Annotated in this window: 11 protein-coding genes; 4 read left to right on the forward strand and 7 right to left on the reverse strand. The window is 71.1% G+C overall.

All coding sequences use genetic code 11. The features are described from left to right. Positions 1 to 125: 125 nt before the first annotated feature. A complete protein-coding gene (locus tag A3IC_RS0100870) occupies positions 126 to 1,292 on the reverse strand; it encodes a DUF2156 domain-containing protein (RefSeq protein ID WP_020548169.1) in 1,167 nt (388 codons plus the stop codon). Between the two features lie 179 nt (positions 1,293 to 1,471). Between A3IC_RS0100870 and A3IC_RS0100875 the strand changes: the two genes are divergently transcribed. After that, positions 1,472 to 2,134, forward strand: a complete 663-nt coding sequence (locus A3IC_RS0100875; RefSeq protein WP_020548170.1) for a TetR/AcrR family transcriptional regulator — start codon at positions 1,472 to 1,474, stop codon at positions 2,132 to 2,134. Positions 2,135 to 2,381: 247 nt separating this feature from the next. On the opposite strand, the gene A3IC_RS61620 is transcribed toward A3IC_RS0100875, so the two are convergent. The 5 genes from A3IC_RS61620 to A3IC_RS0100900 form a co-directional block, all read right to left on the reverse strand. Then, positions 2,382 to 6,617, reverse strand: a complete 4,236-nt coding sequence (locus A3IC_RS61620) for a hotdog fold thioesterase (RefSeq protein ID WP_026217732.1) — start codon at positions 6,615 to 6,617, stop codon at positions 2,382 to 2,384. Positions 6,618 to 6,622: 5 nt separating this feature from the next. Continuing rightward, positions 6,623 to 13,267, reverse strand: a complete 6,645-nt coding sequence (locus A3IC_RS61625; RefSeq protein ID WP_020548171.1) for a type I polyketide synthase — start codon at positions 13,265 to 13,267, stop codon at positions 6,623 to 6,625. A gap of 21 nt (positions 13,268 to 13,288) precedes the next feature. Continuing rightward, the gene (locus A3IC_RS0100890) at positions 13,289 to 14,839 is read right to left on the reverse strand and encodes a PfaD family polyunsaturated fatty acid/polyketide biosynthesis protein (protein ID WP_020548172.1); all 1,551 of its coding nucleotides are present in this window, start codon (positions 14,837 to 14,839) and stop codon (positions 13,289 to 13,291) included. Positions 14,840 to 14,949: 110 nt separating this feature from the next. Beyond that, positions 14,950 to 15,327 carry a hypothetical protein gene (locus tag A3IC_RS0100895; protein ID WP_026217733.1) on the reverse strand — a complete coding sequence of 126 codons (378 nt, stop codon included), beginning with the start codon at positions 15,325 to 15,327 and terminating at the stop codon, positions 14,950 to 14,952. Next, positions 15,300 to 16,097, reverse strand: a complete 798-nt coding sequence (locus tag A3IC_RS0100900) for an SDR family oxidoreductase (RefSeq protein ID WP_079026173.1) — start codon at positions 16,095 to 16,097, stop codon at positions 15,300 to 15,302. The genes A3IC_RS0100895 and A3IC_RS0100900 overlap by 28 nt, the downstream gene beginning before the upstream one ends. Positions 16,098 to 16,518: 421 nt before the next feature. Here A3IC_RS0100900 and A3IC_RS51815 point away from each other — a divergent pair, with 421 nt between their 5' ends. The 3 genes from A3IC_RS51815 to A3IC_RS61630 all read left to right on the forward strand — a co-directional run bounded on the left by A3IC_RS51815 (position 16,519) and on the right by A3IC_RS61630 (position 20,461). Continuing rightward, entirely contained in the window at positions 16,519 to 18,918 is a 2,400-nt protein-coding gene (locus A3IC_RS51815) for an MMPL family transporter (protein ID WP_020548173.1), read from the forward strand. A 295-nt stretch (positions 18,919 to 19,213) separates the two neighbouring features. Further along, a complete protein-coding gene (locus A3IC_RS51820; protein WP_020548174.1) occupies positions 19,214 to 19,921 on the forward strand; it encodes a thioesterase II family protein in 708 nt (235 codons plus the stop codon). Positions 19,922 to 20,218: 297 nt separating this feature from the next. Further along, positions 20,219 to 20,461, forward strand: coding sequence for an SDR family oxidoreductase (locus A3IC_RS61630; protein WP_020548175.1), 243 nt, complete (start codon positions 20,219 to 20,221; stop codon positions 20,459 to 20,461). A gap of 260 nt (positions 20,462 to 20,721) precedes the next feature. On the opposite strand, the gene A3IC_RS72350 is transcribed toward A3IC_RS61630, so the two are convergent. After that, positions 20,722 to 21,009: a hypothetical protein gene (locus A3IC_RS72350; protein WP_052173156.1), complete on the reverse strand. Its 288-nt coding sequence runs from the start codon at positions 21,007 to 21,009 to the stop codon at positions 20,722 to 20,724. Between the last annotated feature and the right edge of the window lie 72 nt (positions 21,010 to 21,081).

Genomic DNA, 21,081 nt, shown 5'->3' on the forward strand with positions numbered 1-21,081 from the left:
CCGGAAAGGCGCCGTGCCGGGGCCACGTCGTGGCCCTCGCCGGCGCCTCGACCGTCGGCAAGGCAGCCGCACGAACGACGGCGGCGGGCCGATGCGGTACTCGGCGACGTTCGCCCGCCTGGTCCTCACAGGACGCGGGTGGCCCGCAGGAGACGCCATACCGCGGCTACGCGGACCCGGTCCTGGAAGGCCACGTACTCGGGTTCGCTCACGTGCGGGGCCCACTTGAGCTTGAAGGCTTCCTGCGACCTCGCCGGGTAGAGATCGCGCCCACGCTTCGCGCTCTGCCGGATCGTCCACCCGAGGACTCCGGAGGCACCGGGCGGTTCGTGCTCGTCCGCCAGCCCGACGAAGGGCGCGAGCCCGAGGTGCAGCCAACCCGCGCCCTCCTCCGTGAAACGGTTCAACGCGGTGAGAGTGATCAGTTCGTGGGTACCGACAGGGGCCTGTGGGCAGCGTCGCGACAGGTCGCACAACCACCCCGGTCGACTTCCCCAGGCCGGCGCGTAGGTGATGTAGGCGACGATCGCCCCGCGGTGGTGGGCCAGGAACGTACGGCGCAGCGTCCGGCCGATGCCGCCGTGTTCGCCGACCATGAAGGACAGTTGCCGCACGAGGCGTCCCTTGTCGCGTAGCCACTGGCGGTCGATGTGGTCCAGGGTGCGTTGATCGGGCAGGGCTTCGGATCGCACCTCCGTGACGACGACCCCCTCCCGCCGGGCCCGGGAGACGTTCTGCCGGACCTTGGCGAGGGGTTTGCCGCGCAGCGTGAAGCGGGACAGGTCGATGCCGTGCGAGATACCGAGCTGGTTGACCGTGAAACCGCGGTCGGTGTACAGAGCGATGTCGTTCGACCGAAGCTGAACCGCGGTCAGCAACTTGCGCCGGCCGGGGCCGCGACCGAGCGTGTGCAGGTACTCGTCGAGGAGCGGTCCTCGTTCCGCGGGCGCCGCGAAGGGTCCGGCGAACTGGATGTGGTGGCGCTGCCCCGGCAGGTAGGCGACGAGCCCGGGGACGCCGCTCCCGTAGTAGTGCCGCGTTTGGGCATTGACCGCCAGGAAGGCGCTCGGATGGTCGGCATGGCTGCGCAGCAGCCCGATCGGGTCCTGCTCGCTCGACACCGGGACCGCGGCCGTGGCCGCCGCTCCCGGGCGACCGTCGGCACCGTGTCGGCTCTCGCCGGCCGCGCCGCCCTGGGCCGGCAACACGCCGTCGCGGGCATCACTGCCGGTACCGTTTCCACCGCTCCGGTCGATCCGAACGGAAGACGGCTCTTCTCTGCCGAAGGTCATGGCTTCCCCAAGCTGAGGCGGTCGTGTCGAAAGGACAAACGAGCCGTCCGAACGTGGGGACACGCTCCATCCGGTTTGCGTGGGCCCGGCGGTGACGGTGATTCCGCCGCTGCGTGCGATGCTCCGTCGAGCCCCGTCGACGTCAAGTCCGGTTCTCCGGGCGACGGTAGGGTTCGAGGGTGACCGACACGTTCGCGCAGGACACCACCCGCCCGCGTCGGGGTCGGCGCGAGTCGCGCCCCTCGGGCGACGATCGGGAGCAGGCGATCCTGGCCACCGCCGAGCGGTTGCTCGGCGAGCGGGACCTGAGCGAGATCTCCGTCGACGACCTGGCACGCGGGGCGGGCATCTCCCGGCCCACGTTCTACTTCTACTTCGCCTCCAAGGAGGCGGTCCTGCTCACCCTGATCGACCGGGTGGTCGCCGAGGCCGACGCCGCCTCGTCGGCTCCCCCCGAAGGCGCGCCCGCGGACCCAACCGCCCACTGGTGCACGGTGATCGACGCCTTCCTGGCGACCTTCCGGGCGCACCGCGCGGTGACCCTGGCCGCGGCCCGGGTGCGCGGCGGCAACCGCGAGGTGCGCGAGTTGTGGGCCGGGGTGATGGAGACGTGGGTGGCGCGGGCGGCCCACGCGATCGACTGCGAACGCGAGCGCGGCGCGGCTCCCCAGGGGCTGCCCGCGCGCGACCTGGCCATCGCGCTCACCTCGATGACCGAGCGCGTGCTGCACGCGACGTTCGCCGCCGAGCGGCCCGCCCTCGCCGAGGCCCGCGTCGTCGACACGCTGCTCGGGATCTGGCTCGCCACCGTCTACCAGGCCCCCACCCCGCCGCGGGAGTGATACTGCCGGGGCGGCAAGGCACTCGGCGTCCCGCGCGGGCCGTCGTACAGGGGAGTCCCCACGGCCCGGGAGAGCGGCCGACTTCCTCACCCGAAAGGGTGATTCCTGGTGCTCGGACACGGCACCGCGCGCCCGCCGGCCCGCGAGTCGCCCTCGTCGACGCGGCAACGGGTGACCCTACGCCGGTGGGCGGGATCCCGAAGGAATCCCGCCCACCGGTACGACATCGACCGCTCTCGCCTGTCGGCTACGGCCTGTTCTCGACCACGACCGCCTCGTCGTCCGAGTGCACCGAAAGGTGGTGCCGGGTGTCCGGTTGGTCGGACAGCCAGGCGACCCGGTTCTCCACGTCCACGACGACCCGGGCGGGATGTTCGCCGTGGGCTCGTGCCACGTGCTCGCGCATCGCGACCTCCTCCGCGTGCAGTCGGGCCGGGGCCCCGGCCGGCAGACCGTAGACGTAGGCAAGCCCACCGGTCGGCCAGTCGGCCTGTTCCAGGACGGCCCGGTCCAGCCGGCTGGCGCCCCCGACGACCTGGGACAGGCTCATCTTCGGCGCGGGTCGGCGCTCCAGGAGGAAGGCCCGCCGATCGGCGCCGGATTGCAGTTCCAGCACACTCGGCGGGGAGACCATGCTGACGTTGCGGAACGCGGCGCACAGCCGGTCCCCCGCCAGGACCTGGAAGTCGACGAAGAGGAGGTCACCCTCGGCTCCGGCCGGACGGGCCTCCACCCGCAGTTGCCCCTCGGTGGGGAACGGGGCGAAGAGGTCCATGCGGACCAGGCCGTGCGGGTAGGGCACCACGTTGGGCCCGACCTGTGGGTAGGGCAACCAGAACACCCGATCGGCGATGATGTGCGTCGCCGCGTCGAGCAGCCCGGGATGGGTGAAGGTGCCGGGCACGGAGCCCCGTTCCGCCTCCAGGATTCCCACGGCGCCGGCACTGCCGTAGCCGACCTCGGTGAGATACCGGAAGGCCGGACCGTGCGGCAGGCGATGGGTGAGATACGGCAGTTCGGCCCGTTGGGCATCCGTGAGCGGCGGCAGCGGAGCCGGCGGGTCGAGCCGGTCGAACGTGATCGTCGCCTCGGCGACGAGTTCGAACCGGGACAGCGCCTCGTTCGGGGCCGGGCGCCACATCAGCAGGCTGACGTGCACGTCCCGGCCGCGATCGGCCATCGGCTCGACCCGGGTGAGCAGTCGCGTGGTGCTCACCACCGGGATCCAGCGCTGGAGGCGCAGTTCCCGCAGGCCGGTCGCCCGCAGACCGGTGTACGTGCTCGCCGCCTGGAACAGGTGGTCCACCGTGCACATCATCGGCAGCACCGGCAAGGTCCAGGTGGGACAGTGGTCCAGCACCCACGGATCGCCGTCGGGGCTGACGACGAACTCACGCTCGGCCGGGCCGGGTTGCGGCACCCGAACCGGTTCGGCGACGTCGGCGACCTCGGCGGCCGGCCCGGTCGGCGGAATCGGCCCGCCCGGCCCGCCCGGCCCGGCCGGCTCACCCGGCGGGAGCGGGGCGGCGGGCGGGATCGGGGCGGCCGGTGGAACCAAGGTGGCCAGGGTGCCCGGTTCCTTCATTCCTGCCGAGCCCGGTACGAACGCGCCCGCTTCCGGCTGCGGCTGTTGGAACATGCCGGCGACGTCGAGCAGCGCCCGGGTCGCCTGCCGCTGCACCTCCAGGAACAGCAGGTGGTTCTCGTGTCGAGTGTTCAGGAACTCCACATGCGTCCTGCCGACGGCCCGCTGGTGAGCACTGAGCGCGGTCGGTACCAGGGTCTCCTCGACCGGGACCGGGACCGGGGTCGAAAGCGGTGCCGCAACCCGGACCGGGACAGGGGCCGGAGCCGGGACCGGGACCGAAGCCGACCCGTCGATCGGGGTCGCCGGCGGGAGTGGAGCCCGGGTCGGCGCCGGTGTGGATACGCCGATCTCGGCCGCCGGCACCGGGCGGGCCGCGGGCAGCGACACGAGTTCCCGCGCCGGGCCCGCGTTCTGGAGCCGAAGCACGTTCCTGAGGTCGAAGAAGGCGATGCTGGACAACCGCCGGGCGGGCGTCTGCCCGTCGGCCCTTCGTCCCAGTGTCGCGATGCCCGTTGCGGCCGGAGCAGTGTCCATCGCGGTCAGGAAGAGGTCGGCCGCCGGCGCCCCGAGCGGGGCGATGGTCACCTTCGCCCTGCCCAACTCCGGCTGCGGAAGCGCCTGGGCACCCACGGCCGGCACGCTGCGGTGGTACAGGGCCACGGTCGCGCATGCGACGCCGAGGAGGCCGGCGGCGCAGTGCGGGCGCCCGAACAGGCCGGAGGGATCCAGCCGGGCCGGCCGGGCCGACGGTGCGGGCGACGCTTCGTGGTCGCCGACCACCAGATCGACGGCGGCCTGCGTCGCGTCGGCGGCCCGGTCGTCGGCCTGCGGGTCGATGACGGCGAGGACGGGGTCGCCGTCCCGGCGGGCGTGGTCGAGTCGCTTGAGCGCCAGCACCACGGCCGCGTTCCCCTCGGCTCCGGGGAGTCCGAGATCGCGGACGACCGCTCGGTGCACCACCGTGGAGGCGAGGTCGACCGCGCCCACGAGCGCCGCGTCGCTCGCTCCACTGCCGATCGCGTCGACCGCGAGGTCGAGCGCGCGGATGCCGGAAGCCTCCTCCGCGCACACCGCGACGCTGGCGTCGGTCAGCCGGAGCTGCGCACTGATCCGGTTGGCGGCGATGTTGCCCAGGCCCCCGAGGGACCACGGCGGGCAGTTCAACGGGTCGACGACGCGATCCTCGGAGGACGCCGCCGCCGCTGCCGCCGACCGGCGGGCTTCGAGGGTGGTGCGGTTGTGCCAGACGGAAAACTCGGCGTGCACGGTCGCGCTGCCGACGCCCACGAGCACCATGGTGCGCTCTTCGGGCAGTGTCACCGCGCGGGCCGCGTCCCGGGCGGCCTCCAGGACCAGCAGGTGTTCGCCGGAGGTCTGGAGCATGTCGTTGGGCGGCATCCGCAGGCCGTCCACGCGCAGTTCGACCGTACGCGGTGGCCGCAGCCTGGGCTCGCCTTCCAGCAGGGCCTCGACGAAGTCGCCGGTGGTGTCGCCGTCGCCGACGCGGGCGCCGAGGCCGACGATCGCCACCTGGTGCCGCCGGCGCCCGGCGGGGCCGGGCACGGCCCCGCCGGGGAAGGAGGTGGATGCCCGGTCGGCGGTGTTCCAGGCGTCCACGACCAGGTGGGCGTTGACCCCGCCGAAGCCGAAGCCGCTGACCGCGGCGCGCCGCAGTCCCTGCCATTCCTCCGGTTGGGACGGCGGCCGCAACGGTGTCCCGCGCAGGGCCTCGTTGGCCTCGTCGGCGCCGACGGTCGGCGGCACCGTGCCGTGCTCCATCGCGCCCAGCACCTTGAGCAGGGCGGCGCCCGACGCGGCGGTGAGCGGATGGCCCAGGTTGCCCTTGACCGATCCGATCGGCAGGTCCGTGCGTTCGGCGAAGATCCGGGCCGCACAGCTCAGTTCCACGGTGTCCCCGACCGCGGTGCCGGTGGCGTGGCATTCCAGCAGGGACACCGTCTTGGGGTCGATGCCCGCGGCCCGGTAGGCCAGACTCATCGCGCGTTGTTGCCGGCCTCCGTCCGGGACGAGCATGCCGCCCCGGCCGCCGTCGTTGGTGGCCCCGATGCCGCGGATCACGCCCAGGATGGGCACGTCCGCGGCCAGGGCGTCCTCCAGTCGCATCAGGGCGAACATCGCGGTCCCCTCGGCGGGGACCAGGCCGTCGGCGTCGCGGTGGAAGGGCCGGGAGCGGGCGCTGGGGCTCAACGCCCCCAATCGGCCCATGCCGTGGCTGATGATCTCGGGTGCGCCGCCGTTGAGCGCCCCGGCGACCATCAGGTCCGCCTGCCGGAAGTGCAGCTTCCGGCAGGCGAGTTCGATCGCGTACAGCGCCGATGCGCAGGCCGCCTCCAAGACCACCGCGCCGGCCCGCAGTTCGAACGCCTGGGCCACGAGCTGCGCCGGGAGCCCGAAGCAGAAGCGGCTCATCGGGATCGGCGCGTGCCGGTCGTGCCGGGGCCAGCCGGCCCGGACCTCGGCCGGCTGGGAGCGCAACCAGACGTCCTCGGCGTAGGCGACCATCGACGTGGTCGGGCACGAGATATTGCCCAGGACCAGGCCGGTGCGTCGGTGCAGGCCGAGCCGATCGACCTCGGCGAGCGCCTGCCGGGTCGCGTGGACGACCCAGCGGACGGTCGGATCGAGGCCCTTGATCTGCTCGGCGTCGATGGCCAGGCCATTCGGATCGAAGCGCTCCTCGAACCCGGTGACGTGGCCGAACACGGTGCTCGCGGGGTCGGCCCCGCTCCACTCGGGCCCGGCTGTCGGGCGCCCGATGGAGAACGGGGTCAGCCGTACCGCGCCGGAGACCACGGTGTCCCACAGTTCGGCGGGATTGTGTGCTCCGGGCAGGACGCAGCCGCGTCCCACGATGGCGATTGCCGGAAAGTCCATGCCCCTCACGCGTCCGTCGAGATCAGCGCGGCGGCTCGGTTCGAGCTGGACAGGTCCGGTCGGTAGACCATTTCCACGCCGGCGAGCACGGCCAGAACCTGCTCGGCGCCGTCCTGTTCGATGGTGAGCCAGACGTCGCAGATCGCGTTGTCGGTGCCCTGCATGACGCTGTGCACGGTGCACTTCACGGGCGCCTCCACGGCGCCGGTCGACAACACGCGCACCTCACGGATGCCCATCGGCAACGATTGCACGCCGGCCGAGGACAGTACCCACAGGCAGGCCGCCTGGAGCGCGCCGTCCATGACGAGCGGGTCGGTCTGCCAGGTGTCGTCCGCCCAGCCGAGCCGCCGTGCCCCGACGAGGTCGCAGGTCGCCCCGGTGGAACTCATCCCGTTGATCGTGTGGATGGCGTGGAAGAGCGGGCCGTGGAAGAGCATGCCTCCGTCGTAGAAGGCGCTCCCCGGTTGTACTTCGAAGCTCTCGTCGACGGGTTGCGCGGCCGGGGCGGTCATCTTCGCCGCCTCGCCCGGACCGGCGAGAGCCGCGTAGTGCAGGGCACCGTCGAGACTCTTGAGTTCCAGACGCAGCGGGGCGTCGGCGTGGGTGTCGTCGGGGCGCACGTGCACCCGCAGTCGGGTCTCCTCCTCCCCGAACTTGTCCAGCGCGATGGTGCGCAGCACGCGCAGGTCGCGAACCAGCACACCGTCGTTGCCGGGCAGGGCGGTACACGCGGCGTGGGTGAACCATTCCAGGACCAGTGCCACGGGCACCACGGGACGTCCCGCGATGCTGTGATCGACCAGGTAGGGGTGGGTGTCGGCGCCGACGACGATATCCGTGACGTTCGTACGGTCCGTCGCCTCGGCGGCGGGACCCGCCGTGCCGGCGGCGAGGGAGACGCAGGCGGGGCCCGGCTGTTCCAGCTCGGTCATGAAGGCCCTGACTCCGGCGGCCTCTTCGAGGAGCGGGACACCGAGTCGACGGAAGTGCTCGGCGTGCGCGGGGGAAACCATGCCGGCGGCCCAGGGACCCCAGGCCACGGCCTTGACCGTGCATCCCGGGCGGTGCTTCGCCTCGGTCGCGGTGATCTGCTCCATGGCCTGGTTGGCCGCGGCGTAGTCGCACTGTCCGGCGGTCCCCAGTCGCGCGCTGACCGAGGAGAAGGCGCACACCAGGCGCACCGGGTCGTCGGCGGTCAAGTCGAGGAGAGTGCGGAACCCGCGCACCTTGGTGTCGTAGACCGCGGTGAACTGGTCCTGGGTCTTGTCCGAGATGTTGCTGTCGGCGATGACCCCGGCGGCATGGATGATTCCGGTGATCGGGCCCCAGTCCCGGCGTACTTCGGCCAGTGCCTCGAAGACCCGCTCGCGGTCGGTCGCGTCGGCGGTGACGTAGCGGGTCTCCGCTCCGGCGACGGCCAACTCCTCCAGGGTGGTGCGGATTTCGCGGGAGGCGAGCACCCGGGCGGAAGCGAGGGCGAGTTCGGCCAGCGTCGGGGTCTTGCCGGTAGCCTCGTCGCGGCGGCCGCCCAGAATCTGCCGGATGGCGCTCTCGTCCGCGGCGCCACGCAGTTCGTCGTCCTCGTCGACGGGGCGGCTCCGGCCCAGGAGCAGGAACTTGGGCCGGTGGGCGCGGGCCAGCGCGAGCAGGCAGGACGCGGTGATGCCGCGGGCCCCGCCGGTGACGACGACCACGGGGTCCGGCCCGAGGTCGAGCGGCTGCGGTGATCCGATCGGCTCGGTGGTGCCGCGCAGCAGCGCGCGCGAGCCGTCGGCCGCCAGCGCGACGTCGGTGGTGTCGTCGCCGTGCAGGAGTTCGGTGGCGATGGCCTGGGCGATGTCCTGCGGGGCGCGCGCGGCCCGGTCGATGTCGATCGTCTTGATCGAGGCGTGCGCCCATTCGTTCGCGGCGGTGCGGGCGAGCGCGGCGATACCCGCACAGCCCTCGCGGCCGCGCATGCCGGTGGTGCCGAACGCGCCGCCGGTGTCCTGGACGACGACCAGGACGCCGCCTCGGCGGTCCATGGCCTCGGCGATGGTGTGCAAGGTCGTGAAGACCTCGCGGGTGGGTGCGTCCGGGTCCTGCTCCGGGTCGATCCCGCGCAGGCCGGCGAGTACGATCACGGCGGTGGAGTCTTCGGTCACGCGGTCCGTGACGGAGGCTTTGATGCCCTCGCGTCGCAGCGTTTCCGCCAGGCATTCGGCGACACCGGTGCCGTCGTCGGTGATCAGCAGCGGTTGTTCGCGCAGGCCCTTGAGCGGGGCGCCGGCGGCGGGCTCGACGGGTACCAGGGTGGTGCCGGTGCGCAGGACCGTGAACTGCGGCGCAGGGTGCGTGGCCTGCGCGGGGATCTGCTCCTGCGCCCGGGCGACCGGCGCGGCCGGGGCGGCGACGGGGGCCTGGGTCTGCGCGGGGGCGCCCTGGGGGGTGCGCAGCGAGGTGATCTTGTCGGCGATCGCGGCGATCGTCCGCAGCCGGGCCAGGTCGGCCGGGTCCACGTCGGCCTCACCCGGAAAGTGGTCCCGCAACCGGGTCAGGATCTGCACCCGCTTGATCGAGTCGACCCCCAGGTCGACCTCCAGGTCCATCTCCGGCGTGAGCATCTCCACCGGATAGCCGGTCAATTCGGCCACGATCGCCAACGCCACATCCGCGCCGCTCTCCTGAACCGGCGCCGGGACGAGGGCCTGGGCCTGGTGGGCGGCCTGCGGGGCGGCGCCGTCGGACGCGCGCAGCGAGGTGATCTTCTCGGCGATCGCGGCGATCGTCCGCAGCCGGGCCAGGTCGGCCGGGTCCACGTCGGCCTCACCCGGAAAGTGGTCCCGCAACCGGGTCAGGATCTGCACCCGCTTGATCGAGTCGACCCCCAGGTCGACCTCCAGGTCCATCTCCGGCGTGAGCATCTCCACCGGATAGCCGGTCAATTCGGCCACGATCGCCAACGCCACATCCGCGCCGCTCTCCTGAACCGGCGCCGGAGCAGGAGCCGGTACAGGGACCGGAGCCGAAGCGGCGGCAACGGCGGGGGCCAGGGCCGGTGCCGGGACCTGCGGGAGCGCCGGCGGTGCCTGGACCGGACTGTGCTGCGTCGCGGGTGGCCCCGGAGCCGGGGCGACCTGTGCCACCGGCACGGGCGGCCGGGCCTGAGTGACCGGGGTCGCCGGGTACTGCGTCACCGTGGGCGTCGCGGGGCTGATCTCCCGGGTGACGCGCGGCTGGCTCTCCAACGCGCGCGGGCTGGGCGCGAGCGGAGCGGGTGCCTCGACGGGAGTGTGGGCGGGGGCGGGCGCGGGCGCGGCTGCGGCTCGGGGCTCGGCTCCGGGCCGCCACGCCATCAGCGTGTCGAGCGAGGTCTTGGCCAGGTCGAGGTAGGAGGCGTGGCTGGCCGAGGTGGTGCTCTGGTAGGCGCTGTGCGCGTCGCCCGCCTGTCGCTGCACCTCCAGGAAGGCGTGCAGCCAGGCACCGGACGCGGTCACCGGCGTCCACGTGGACCCGGACGAGGTGACGTCGTGCGCCGTCGATTCCGCGGCCGGCACGTCGTGGGTGCGCACCGGAACGGCGGGGGTCGCCTGCACGGGAACGGGCGCCTGTACGGGCTCGGGTACGCGTGCGGGTGCGGGTGCGGGTGCGGCGACCTGTGCCACGGCGGTGACCGGGGTCGCCGCGGGCGGCGCGGCCTGGATCCGGGCGGGCGGTGCCACCTGGGTCACGGCGGGCGGCGTCGAGAGCGCGGCGGCGACCTGCGGGGTCGAGGTCGTCGTCGGGCCGGCCGGCGGGGCCCCGGGGGACTGCTCGTGTACGGCGGGGGCTGCGGCGGTGCTCTCGCGGTGGTCCACGTCGGGGTTGGGACCGGAGATGGGGATGGTCATACCCGTCCTTGTCAACGATGGCGAAGGAGTGCTCGAGGTGAACGAGGCCCACAGCGGGGCGAAGTCCAAGGGGCGGCCGGCGACGGCCAGCGCACCCAGGACGCGGTGCAGCGCGGCGAGTCCGGATCCCCGGGTGTGGTCCGCGCTCAGCGCGACGTGCGGCCGGTCCGCGAGGATCCTGCCGACCAGGCCGGTGAGTACCGTTCCCGGCCCGGCCTCCACGAACGTGCGGACGCCGTCCTCGTACATCGCCAGGATCATCTCGGCGAAGCGCACGGAGGAGGTGACGTGGTCGTGCAGCACGGTGCGGATTTCCGGCGCCGTGCCGGGATACGGCTTGGCGTCGGCGTTGCCGTAGACGGGCATCCGCGGCGCCGTGAACTCGTGCTTTTCCAGGGTGGGCCGCCACCCGGTGGTCGCGGACTGCAGCAGTGGGCTGTGGAAGGCACAGGAGACGGGGAGCCGTTGGGTGGGGAGCTTCTGCTCCTGTGCTCGCTTCTCCACCTTGGCGATGGCCGATTCCGCGCCCGAGACGACGTGCTGCGTCGGGGAGTTGTAGTTGGCAACCCAGGCTCGGCGGATGCCGCGGACCAAGTCGTCGGCTTCCTTGGCGGAGGCGGTGACCGCGAGCATCGCGCCCGACACCTTGCTCGCGTCGCGCAGGAGTTCGCCGCGGGCGCGGGCCAGGGCCATCATGGTTTCGTCGTCGTACACGCCGGCCGCGTTCAGGGCGGCGAGTTCGCCGAAGCTGTGCCCCGCCACGCAGTCGGGCTCGAAGCCGACAGCGCCCAGGATCTCCCGGATCATCAACGCGTGGGCGGCGAGCGCCGGTTGCGCGACTTCGGTGGCCTTGAGTCGCTCGGCCTGCTCGCGCTTCGCCGCCTTGTCGACAACCGGGGGCGGGAAGACGGAGCGGTGCAGGAGGTGTCCGTCGATCTCGAAGCCCGCCAGCCGGTCCCACGCGGCGAGCGCGTGTGGCTGGTGCAGCACGACGTCCATACCCATGTCGGGGTACTGGCTGCCCTGTCCCGGGAACAGCAGCGCGATCTTGTCGGTCGAGGCGGGGCCGCATGCGTAGCGCACGCCGGCCGGCGTGTGGAACGCGGTCTGCGGTTCGGCCACGATCCGGCGTCGGGCTTCGGCCGCGTGGGCCCGCAGGTCCTCCTCGTCGCGCACGACCAGGCACAGCCGGTGTGCCGCCGCGGCGTCGAAGGCGAGTTGGGTGCGGCGCGCCAGGTCGGCCGGCGGCGCGGTGTCGGCGGTCAGCGCGTCCAGAGCCGTGACCAGCGCGGGGCCGGAATCGGCGCTCAGCAGGACCAGTTCGCTCGGCGCGCTGCGGGTGTGCGACGCGCCCGCCAAGGCGGGTTCGGCGGCACGGTGCTCTTCGAGCGTGACGTGGAAGTTGGTCCCGCCGAACCCGAAGCTGGAGACCGAGGCCCGGCGCGGGTGGTCGGCGTCCCGGATCCAGGGCCGGGTTCGGGTGCTCAGGTAGAACGGGCCCTTTTCCAGTTCCAGGGTGGGGTCGGTCCGGTCGGCCTTGAGCGTGGGCGGCAGGATCTTGTGGTGCAGTGCGAGCGCGGCCTTGGCCAGCCCGACGGCGCCCGCGGCGGTGCGGGTGTGACCGATCTGCGATTTCACCGATCCGAGCGCGCAGCGCGCGATGTCGGCCGGGTCGCCCGAACCGAACACCTCTTGCAGGGCCCTCACTTCGGCGGTGTCACCGGCCTTGGTGCCGGTGCCGTGCGCCTCGATCAGTTCCACCGTCGCGGGGCTGTAGCCCGCGCTGGCATAGGCCCGGCGTAGCGAGCGGACCTGACCGGCGACGGCGGGGGCGTAGATCGATGATCCGCGTCCGTCGGAGGAGGTACCCACGCCGCGGATGACCGCGTAGATGCGATCGCCGTCGCGCTCGGCGTCCGCGAGGCGCTTGAGCATGACCATGGCCACGGCCTCACCCAGGAGGGTGCCGTCGGCGTCGGCGGAGAAGGGTCGGCACTCGCCCGACGGGGACAGCGCCGGGGTCTTGCTGAAGCAGGTGAACCCGAACGCGTCGGACAGCGGGTCCACGCCACCGGTGATCATCATGTCGGCGCGGCCGAGCGTGAGTTCGTCGATGGCGGCGCTCATCGCGGACAGCGAACTGGCGCAGGCCGCGTCGGTGGTGTAGTTACTGCCGTGCAGGTCGAAGTGGCGCGCGACGCGGCCGGCGATGACGTTGGTGAGCATGCCCGGGAAGGAGCTTTCCTTCCACACGGGATACGAAGCCGCGATGGCGTCGCACAGCTCGTCGGCCTTGGGCTCCGCGACGCCACGATCGAGCATGACCTTGCGCCAGGTCGGCCGCTGGGACCGGAAGGACATGCGAAAGGCCAGCTCGGTGGGGCTGGCTCCCAGGATGATGCCGGTGCGTTCTCGCATCGTCTCGGATGGGCCCTCGTCGCCGCAGGCGTCCCGCAGGACACGTTCGGCGGCGACCAGGCTCAGCAGTTGCGCCGTGTCGGTGGCGTCGATCGTGGACGGTGGGGTGCCGAAGGCGAGCGGGTCGAACGCCACCGGCGACATGAACGCCCCACGCTTGCAGTAGGTCTTGTCGGGGGCGTTGGGGTCGCTGGAATAGTGATCACTCACGAGCCAGTGGGTGTCCGGCACGTCTCGGATGAGGTCACGGGCGTGGACCACGTCGCGCCAGAACCCGGCGACGTCCGAGGAACCGGGCAGCAGGGTGCTCAGACCGACGACGGCGATGGGTGGTTGGGAGGGACGGGAACTCTCGGGCACGGGACTCCTTGCGATGTAGATTCAGAGCAGTTCATGGGCGGGGAAGGTGAACGCGTGGGCGGGCAGTTCGACACCGTGGCTGCGCAATTGCTGCGCGCGGGTGAGGACCGTCGCGCCCTCCATGAGATTGCGGGCGATCTGCACCACGGACAGGTTCGCGGGATCGGCGAGGAAACCGTCCTTGCGCCAGTCGTTGAACGCGCCCACCGCGGGGCCGCACCAGATCTGGTAGTCCACGCTGCGGTCGGCGGCTCCGGTGGTCGCCCAGGTGCTGGACATGCCCAGGTACCAGCGGAAGACCAGGGCCATCCGGTGCTTGGGATCCACGGCAGCGCGGTCGGCCTGCGCGGGCTCCCTGGTGCGCCAGAACTCCTCGGTCTGCGCCCATACCTGGGCCACCGACTGGCGGAACATCTCCCGTTCGAGGCGGGCGATCTGGGCCGGGGGGATCTCCTCCAGCGACTCGTGGTCACGGTACAACTGCGAGAGCCGCGAGGCCCGAGCGGCGAACATCGTGCCGCGGCTGAGGACCTGTACCTTCGACCCCATCTCGAACATGTCCGCGGACGGCGCCATGGCCACGTCCATGGTGTCCGCGGCCTGGAGCATCGTCCGGGCCCGGTCGGAGGTGTCGGCCTCCAGGCTGAGCTGGTTGACCGATCCGGTCACCACGTACGCGGCGCCCATCGCGAACGCGGCGGCGACGGCGTGGGGGGTGCCCAGGCCGCCGGCCGCGCCGATCCTGGTGCGTGGCGCGATGCCGTGCCGATGGGCGACCGCATCGCGCAGGGCGAGGATCTGCGGGAGGGCGGTGGACAGCGGCCTGCCGTCGGTGTGCCCGCCGCTGTCGGACTCCACGGTGAGGTCGTCGACCATCGACACGTGCGCCGCCAGTGCCGCCTCGTCGGCGGTCAAGAGCCCCTCGGCGACCAGTTCCCGCAGCAACTCGGGGGGTGCCGGTGCGAGGAACTGTTCGGCGACCTCGGGACGCGAGACCTTGGCCATCATCATCCGGGGGCGGACGACCCGACCGTCGGCTCGCACCTGCAGGCCCGCGGCGCAGCAGTGCACGAGGGCGCGGGTGACCTTGCTGAAGGCCGACACCGACACACACCGCACACCGTGTCGGATCGCGAGGCCGGCCACCTCGTCCTCCCAGGCGGGCGAGTGCGGGTTGTGGATGATGTTCACCCCCCACGGGGCGTGTTCGGGCAGATCGCGGCGCAGCTCCTCGATCGCCCGCCGAACCACGTCGATCGGCAGCCCGGCTGCTCCGAAGATCGCCAGCAGGTCGGCTCGCGCCATCGCCTTGACCATGGCGACGCCCGCGATTCCCTGCGCCATCTCACCGGCCACGTAGGGGAATCGCACGCCGTGGTCGGTGGTGAAGGAACGATCGCCGAGCCATTCCGGATACAACGGAGAGAGTGTGCCGACGACTTCGCAGCCGTCGACGGGCGCGTCACCCAGGACGGCGCCCGTCACGGAGTCGGACAGGCGCCGAACGATCGTGGCCATGCTCCGCGGTTGGCGAAGCACGGCCAGGAGACCGTCGGCGGTGGGATCCGACATGTCACGACGGGGTGATACCTGAAGTCCGATGGTCATGTAACGGTTTCTCCTGTGGGCTTTCGGAAAGGTAGTCGGACTTCGCCGACCTTCAAAGAATCCCGTGTCGACCGTCAAAGAATCCCGTGCGTTCCGGCCAGGAGATAGGCCATGTCGACGGTCGTCCGGGAACAGGGTCCGTCCAGGACCCGGCGCGCGTTGCGGTCGTCGAATACCCGTGTGTGCCGAAAATACGCGGCGAACCCGGCGTAGCTGTGAAAGCGCTGCTCGGCCGGAGGCAGCCTTTCGGGCAGCTCGGTCCGGAGGACGATGCGGATGGGTGCAAATTTCTCGAAGAGTTCGATGGGCATCGTGGCGGACACATCGTCCGGGTACACGATGTGGTATGTCTCCGCATCCGTGGATCGCTGTTCCGCGGCGATGCCGACGATGGCCCTCGCCGCGTCCTCGACGGGAAGGCGGTTCAGTCGCGCGTCGGCCGGTCCCTGCATGTGGACGACCGGTCGCGGGCCCTGCGGAATGGAGAGTCCGGCGATTCCTCTTTCGATCGTCGACGCACGCAGCAGCGCGCTGATGGCCTGAAAGGAGTGCGACGGGAGCTCCGGGGTCGGTCGGTCGCCAGAGCGCTGGGCCGCATGACCGGCGCCGGCATTCCGTTTTTCCGGGACCATTGGCGCAGCAGGGATTCGGCGTCGCACCGAGACCGCTCGTATTCGTCCTCGAAGCCGTACGTGTCGATGGGGTCGGCTTCGGCGACGGTGCCCGATCGTCGGGCGCCCGCCACGAACGCGGTGTTGACATGGCAGAACGGCGCCCGTCGCGGGCTCCCGGCGGCGATGTCGAGGAAACTGCGCGGCCCGTTGACGTTCACCGGTCGCATCGCCCGGGTGCCTGTATCGAGATCGATGATTCCGGCGCTGTGCAGGAACATGTCGGTTCGCCGGACGAGCTTTTCCACCCGGTAGTCCGGGAGGCCGAACAGCGGACGTGCGATATCGATGGCCAGCCCATCGGCCCGTCGGCGAATTTTACGAATGAAATCCGGTGTCTCGCCCAGTCGACCCAGGGCACGGGAGATTCGGTCGATCGAACCCGTGCTGCCGCGGCGCGAGAGCAACGTGACGGAGCAATTACGATTCACGAGTTCAGGAACGAGCCGCAGCCCCAGGAAACCGGTGCCGCCAGTCAATGTAACCTGCACGGTCTCATTCCTCTTCTCCCGGGGAACCGGTGGCCGGTATTGCGTGCCGATCCTATCCATGGCCGGACGCTGGAAAAGTCCAGGCCACGAGGCGGGAAGTCAGATTCACCGGTATGGCCTAGTTCCTGGGGGGGACCGGTGGACACAATTCATCATTGTCGACACTTTCGTAAGGCCCAACTATTCGCACCCCCGCCCCGCCGAGCGGGCGCGTACATCCGATCCTCATACATACGATTTTTAGCGGCGGGGCGGTCGGAGTCGGCAATCACGAGTTGCTGTCCACGCGCGGTACCCTCGCTTGTGGCACGGTCAATTCCCCCGAAATATCCGTGGACACGGCGGATCATCGGCAACAGGATTCGCCCCTTGCCGGCCGCCGCCCCGACGCGATGGCGGCCCGGGATTCGCCACGTCCACATCCCGGTTCACGGGCGTCCTCGCCCATCGCACAGCCGACGTCGTCCTGGGAGGACACGCAATGCTCGACACCATCCCGGTCCCACCTCCCGAACACGAGACGCCGGACCCACCCGGCGGACCGCTGAGCCGCCTCGCCGGTCACTGCGTGCGGCACCGCCGCCTGCTCCTGGTCGGCGCGATGATCGTCCTGGTACTGGCCGCCGCCGTGGTCGCCGGCGCCAAGGACCGCTGGTCCAACGGCGGATTCACCGCGACGGGAACCCAGGCCGCGGAGGCCGAACGGGCCGCCGTCCGATACGGGGCGAACGCCGCAGACCTGGTCTTCTACATCCGCGCCGACAAGCCGGTGGACGACGCCGAGGTTGCCGAGGCGGGCCGCCGGCTCACCACACTGGTCGCGGGACGACCGGGCGTGGACCGGGCGCAGTCCTACTGGAGCACCGGCTCCTCCCTGTTGCGTTCCCGAGACGGCAAGGGTGCGCTGATCCGCGTCGACCTGGCCGGGACCGAACGCGACTCCGCAGTCACCTCGCGCGCCCTGGTCCCCGCCGTGCGCAAGGCCGCCACCGGTCTGCGCGTCGATGCCACCGGGCCTGCGTGGCTGAACGCGCAGGCCACCGAGGAGTCCGAACACGACCTCGAACGAGGGGAGTTGCTGGCGGCACCGCTGGCCTTGATCATCCTGCTGCTCGCGTTCGGGTCACTGACGGCGGCGGCGATCCCGCTCGCCATCGGCGCGGTCTCCGTGGCCGGGGCACTGGCCGTCCTGGCCACGCTGACGCTCATGACGCCGATCACCGTGTTCGCGATCAACATCTGTGCGGGGGTGGGCTTCGCACTCTCCGTCGACTACGCCCTGTTCATCGTGACCCGCTATCGCGAGGAACTCTCCCAGGGCGTCGAATCACACCGGGCCATCGCCCGCAGCATGGCCACCGCCGGGCGCGCCGTGCTCTTCTCCGCGGCGACGGTGACCCTGTGTCTGTCCGCGCTGTTCGTCTTCCCGCTGGAACTGCTGCGCTCGTTGGCGTGGGCCTCGATCCTGGTGGTGATCATCTCGGCGTTGACGTCCCTGCTCGTGCTGCCCGCGCTGCTGGCGGTACTGGGACCGCGCCTGGATCGACTGGACCCGTTCCGCCGATTCCGGCGCGGGAGCGGGCGGGTCGGCGGCGGCAGTCCCGTCTGGCGTCGCATCGCCACGCTCGCCACCTCCCGTGCGATCCTGTGCGGGGGCACCGCCGTGGCTCTCCTCCTGGTCATGGCCCTCCCCTTCCTGCACGCGCAGTTCACCACCATCGACGAGAAGATCCTGCCGTCGGGCTCCGAACCGCACCGCACGGCAAAGCTGTTGCGTACCGACTTCGTCGACCCGCCCGAGCGCGTCATCCCGGTGATCCTGCCCCGGGCGAACGCGGCGACCGATGCGCCGGCGATCGATGCGTACGCCCGACGGTTGTCCGCGTTGCCCCATGTCGCGCACGTGATCGCCGACACCGGTGACTATCGCGCGGGACTGCCGGTTCCGGGGCCGGAGTTGCCGGCAGCACAGGCGGAGGAACCCACCGCCGTCGACACGACGCGGGTCGTCGTCCGCCCGGTCGCGCCACCGGAGACATCCCGCCCCGCGGTCGTGGGCAGCGTGCTGCGCGTAATCGGCACGGCCGACAACCAGTCACCGGACACGGTGGCGCTCGTGCACCGGTTGCGAACCCTGCCCGCCCCGCAACCCCACCTGGTCGCGGGCAAGGCAGCGGAGTTGACCGACACCAAACACACGTTGCGCGAGGCGCTCCCCTACGGCGCCGCCATCATGCTGGTCGGCACCCTGGTCATGCTCTTCCTGTTCACCCGCAGCGTCCTGGTACCGATCAAGGCGGTCGTGATGGGCCTGCTCAGCATGACCGCGAGCCTTGGGGCCATCGTCTATATCTTCCAGGACGGTCATCTGCGGTGGCTGGTGGGCGACTTCACCATCGGCGGATCGTTGGAGACCACGATGCCGCTGCTGACCCTGGCCGTCGCCTTCGGCATCTCCGTGGACTACGAGGTCTTCCTCCTTGCCCGCATCAAGGAGGAGTTCGTACGTACCGGGGACAACACCCGGTCGATCGTCTTCGGGATCGAGCACACGGGCCGACTGTTCACCGCCGCGGCCCTGATCGTCGCCGCCACCATGGTCGCGCTGACCATGTCCCACGTCACCCTGCTCAAGACGGTCGGCGTCGGCCTCGCGGTCGCGGTCGTCGTGGACGCCACTGTCGTGCGCGGCGTCCTGGTCCCCGCCCTGATGCAACTCACCGGCCGGGCGAACTGGTGGGCGCCCTCATGGTCGTTGCCCGGGCGGCGCCCCCGCGAAGACGACGCGAAGTTGCCCGACGCGCACACCGAGGCACGCACCGAACTCGTCGGCCAAGCAGCGGACTCCGCCGGCGACGGGGCGGACCGACCACAGTCCTGACCACTGTCTCGGCCCCGCCCGGGACGGCAAATCCTCCGACTCACACGGCTGTTCGGACATCCCGTGCCCGAACTCCCGCCATTACCCGTTCGGGGGATCATATTTCCGACTCGGCTCCCCCGAGGGCATAGAGTCTCCGCGATCGGCCGGCTTTCGCCGAGCGCACCCGACCCCCGCCTTTTCGCGTAGGACGAATCGAGAATCGCCTGTGGAATCCATCTGCCGCCCACTCAGCACCCGCTCTCCACGCCCGGACCTCGTCACTTTCACGCCCCGGCCGCTCGCCCCGATGAGGATGTTCACCATCCCCTATGCGGGTGCGGATGCGACGATGTTCGCACCGTGGGTGGAATACCTGCCGGATTCTGTCGAACTGACGGCCGTTCGACTTCCGGGTCGCGGCGCACGGACGGGCGAGGTTTCACTCACCGATCCCGCCCAATTGAGCGCGATGGTAGCGGAACTCGTTCTGGAATCCGACGACGGCCGTCGCTATGCCTTCTTCGGCCACAGCATCGGCGCGATGATCGCCTTCGACACCGTGCGCGAGCTGCGCCGTTGCGGTCACGCAATGCCGTCGTTGCTGGCCGTGTCCGCGGTTCCCCCGCCGCAGGGCGGCGCGTTCGCGCGCGCGTGTCAGCCGATCCTGGTGTCCGACCAGCCCTGGCGGCAATTGGGACTGACCGACCTGCTTCCGCCCGAGGTGTTTCGGGACCAAGGCGCGATGACGGCGTTCGGACCACCGATGATGGCCGATCTCCTGTTGGCTCTTCAGCACCGATATGTCCACGAGCCGCCATTGGATTGTGCGCTGAGTGTCTTCGGTGCGCGGGACGACACCCTGGTCGCGGTGGAATCCCTGTCGAATTGGCAGGAACAAACCACGCGGCCCATGCGACTGCGGACCTACCCCGGCGGCCACCTGTACGTCCACGAGACATTGCCGAGTCTGCTGACCGACCTATCCGCCGATCTGCGCACCACCGTCGGCGCGTCCTCCTGATTTCCGGGGCCGACCGCGCCGTCGTCCGAATATGTCGAGTGTTTTGGAGTGGACCCATGATTCGAGACTACGCACGACGCGTGTGCATGGTGACGGGAGCCGCTTCCGGGATCGGAAAAGCACTCGTGTTCGCCCTCGCCTGACACGGCGCGCAGTCGGCCCTCTCCGACGTCGATGCGCAGGGGTTGGGCGCAACCGCGGAGGCCCACGGCACGAATCCTTCCTCCCGCTCCTTCGCCGCGCCGACCCGACGCGCGGCGCTCACGTGGTCTCTCCTTCTCGTTCGGGCTGTTCGGCATGCCCACGCACAGCCCCGACTCCACGACGAAGTACGCCGTCCGGGGCTTCTCCGAATCCCTGCGCGGCGAACCACCCCGTGAAGGCGGCGAGGTCGGCGTGACCACCGCCTGCCCCGGCCCCGGGATCAAGACCGCCATCGTGCACGACTCGCGGGCAACGCGGGGAACCGACCGGAACAAGGTCGCGGCGGTGCACGACTCGTTGTCCGAGATCTCGCCGAAGAACGCGGCGCTCGTCTGATCCTCACCAGCGTCCGCAAGGGCCGCACCCGTGTGTGTATCGGCCTCGACGCGAAAGCCATGGATCTCGGCACCCGGTTGCCGGGCTCCGCGTTCGAACCGGTCTTGCACGCCTCCATCGGGCGCACGAGGGCCAAGGGCGTGCGTCAGGCGGCCGCACCGTCCTGATCGAGTCGATCAGCACCCTGTGCCAACGACTTCGGCCTGCTCGATCCGATCGGATCGAGCAGGCCGAAGTCGTGTCAGGTTACGGTCGAACGGCTACCGGATGCCGCCCCAACCGCCGCCGCCGCCCTTGCCGCCACCGCCGCCGCCACCCCACGGACCCCAGCCACCGCCCCCGCCACCGCCGTGCGAGTTGCCACCGCCGTAGCCCCAGCCACCACCGCCGCCGCCACCGCCACCGCCCCAACCGCCGTCCTCCCGGCCCGACGCGCCCGCCGAGTGGTCGACGTCGGCCGCCAGGGAGAACGCCGGTGAGGCGAACGCCGCGCCCGCCACGAGCAGGGCCGCGACAACGGTGACGGAAGCGCCTGTGATCCTACGCATGAAATCCCCTTACCTTGGAAGGACACCGCCTCGCCCGAGGCGGTCGGGTTCATCCTCGACGCAGATCCGCGG

Source organism: Embleya scabrispora DSM 41855, assembly GCF_000372745.1.
Classification (GTDB): Bacteria; Actinomycetota; Actinomycetes; order Streptomycetales; family Streptomycetaceae; genus Embleya; species Embleya scabrispora.

Coding starts and splice junctions, on each gene's coding strand:
- A3IC_RS0100870 (WP_020548169.1), bottom strand. CDS start 1,292: ATGACCTTCGGCAGAGAAGAGCCGTCTTCCGTTCGGATCGACCGGAGC.
- A3IC_RS61620 (WP_026217732.1), bottom strand. CDS start 6,617: ATGGACTTTCCGGCAATCGCCATCGTGGGACGCGGCTGCGTCCTGCCC.
- A3IC_RS0100890 (WP_020548172.1), bottom strand. CDS start 14,839: ATGTCGGATCCCACCGCCGACGGTCTCCTGGCCGTGCTTCGCCAACCG.
- A3IC_RS0100895 (WP_026217733.1), bottom strand. CDS start 15,327: ATGCAGGGACCGGCCGACGCGCGACTGAACCGCCTTCCCGTCGAGGAC.
- A3IC_RS0100900 (WP_079026173.1), bottom strand. CDS start 16,097: ATGGATAGGATCGGCACGCAATACCGGCCACCGGTTCCCCGGGAGAAG.
- A3IC_RS51815 (WP_020548173.1), top strand. CDS start 16,519: ATGCTCGACACCATCCCGGTCCCACCTCCCGAACACGAGACGCCGGAC.
- A3IC_RS51820 (WP_020548174.1), top strand. CDS start 19,214: ATGTTCACCATCCCCTATGCGGGTGCGGATGCGACGATGTTCGCACCG.
- A3IC_RS61630 (WP_020548175.1), top strand. CDS start 20,219: ATGCCCACGCACAGCCCCGACTCCACGACGAAGTACGCCGTCCGGGGC.
- A3IC_RS72350 (WP_052173156.1), bottom strand. CDS start 21,009: ATGCGTAGGATCACAGGCGCTTCCGTCACCGTTGTCGCGGCCCTGCTC.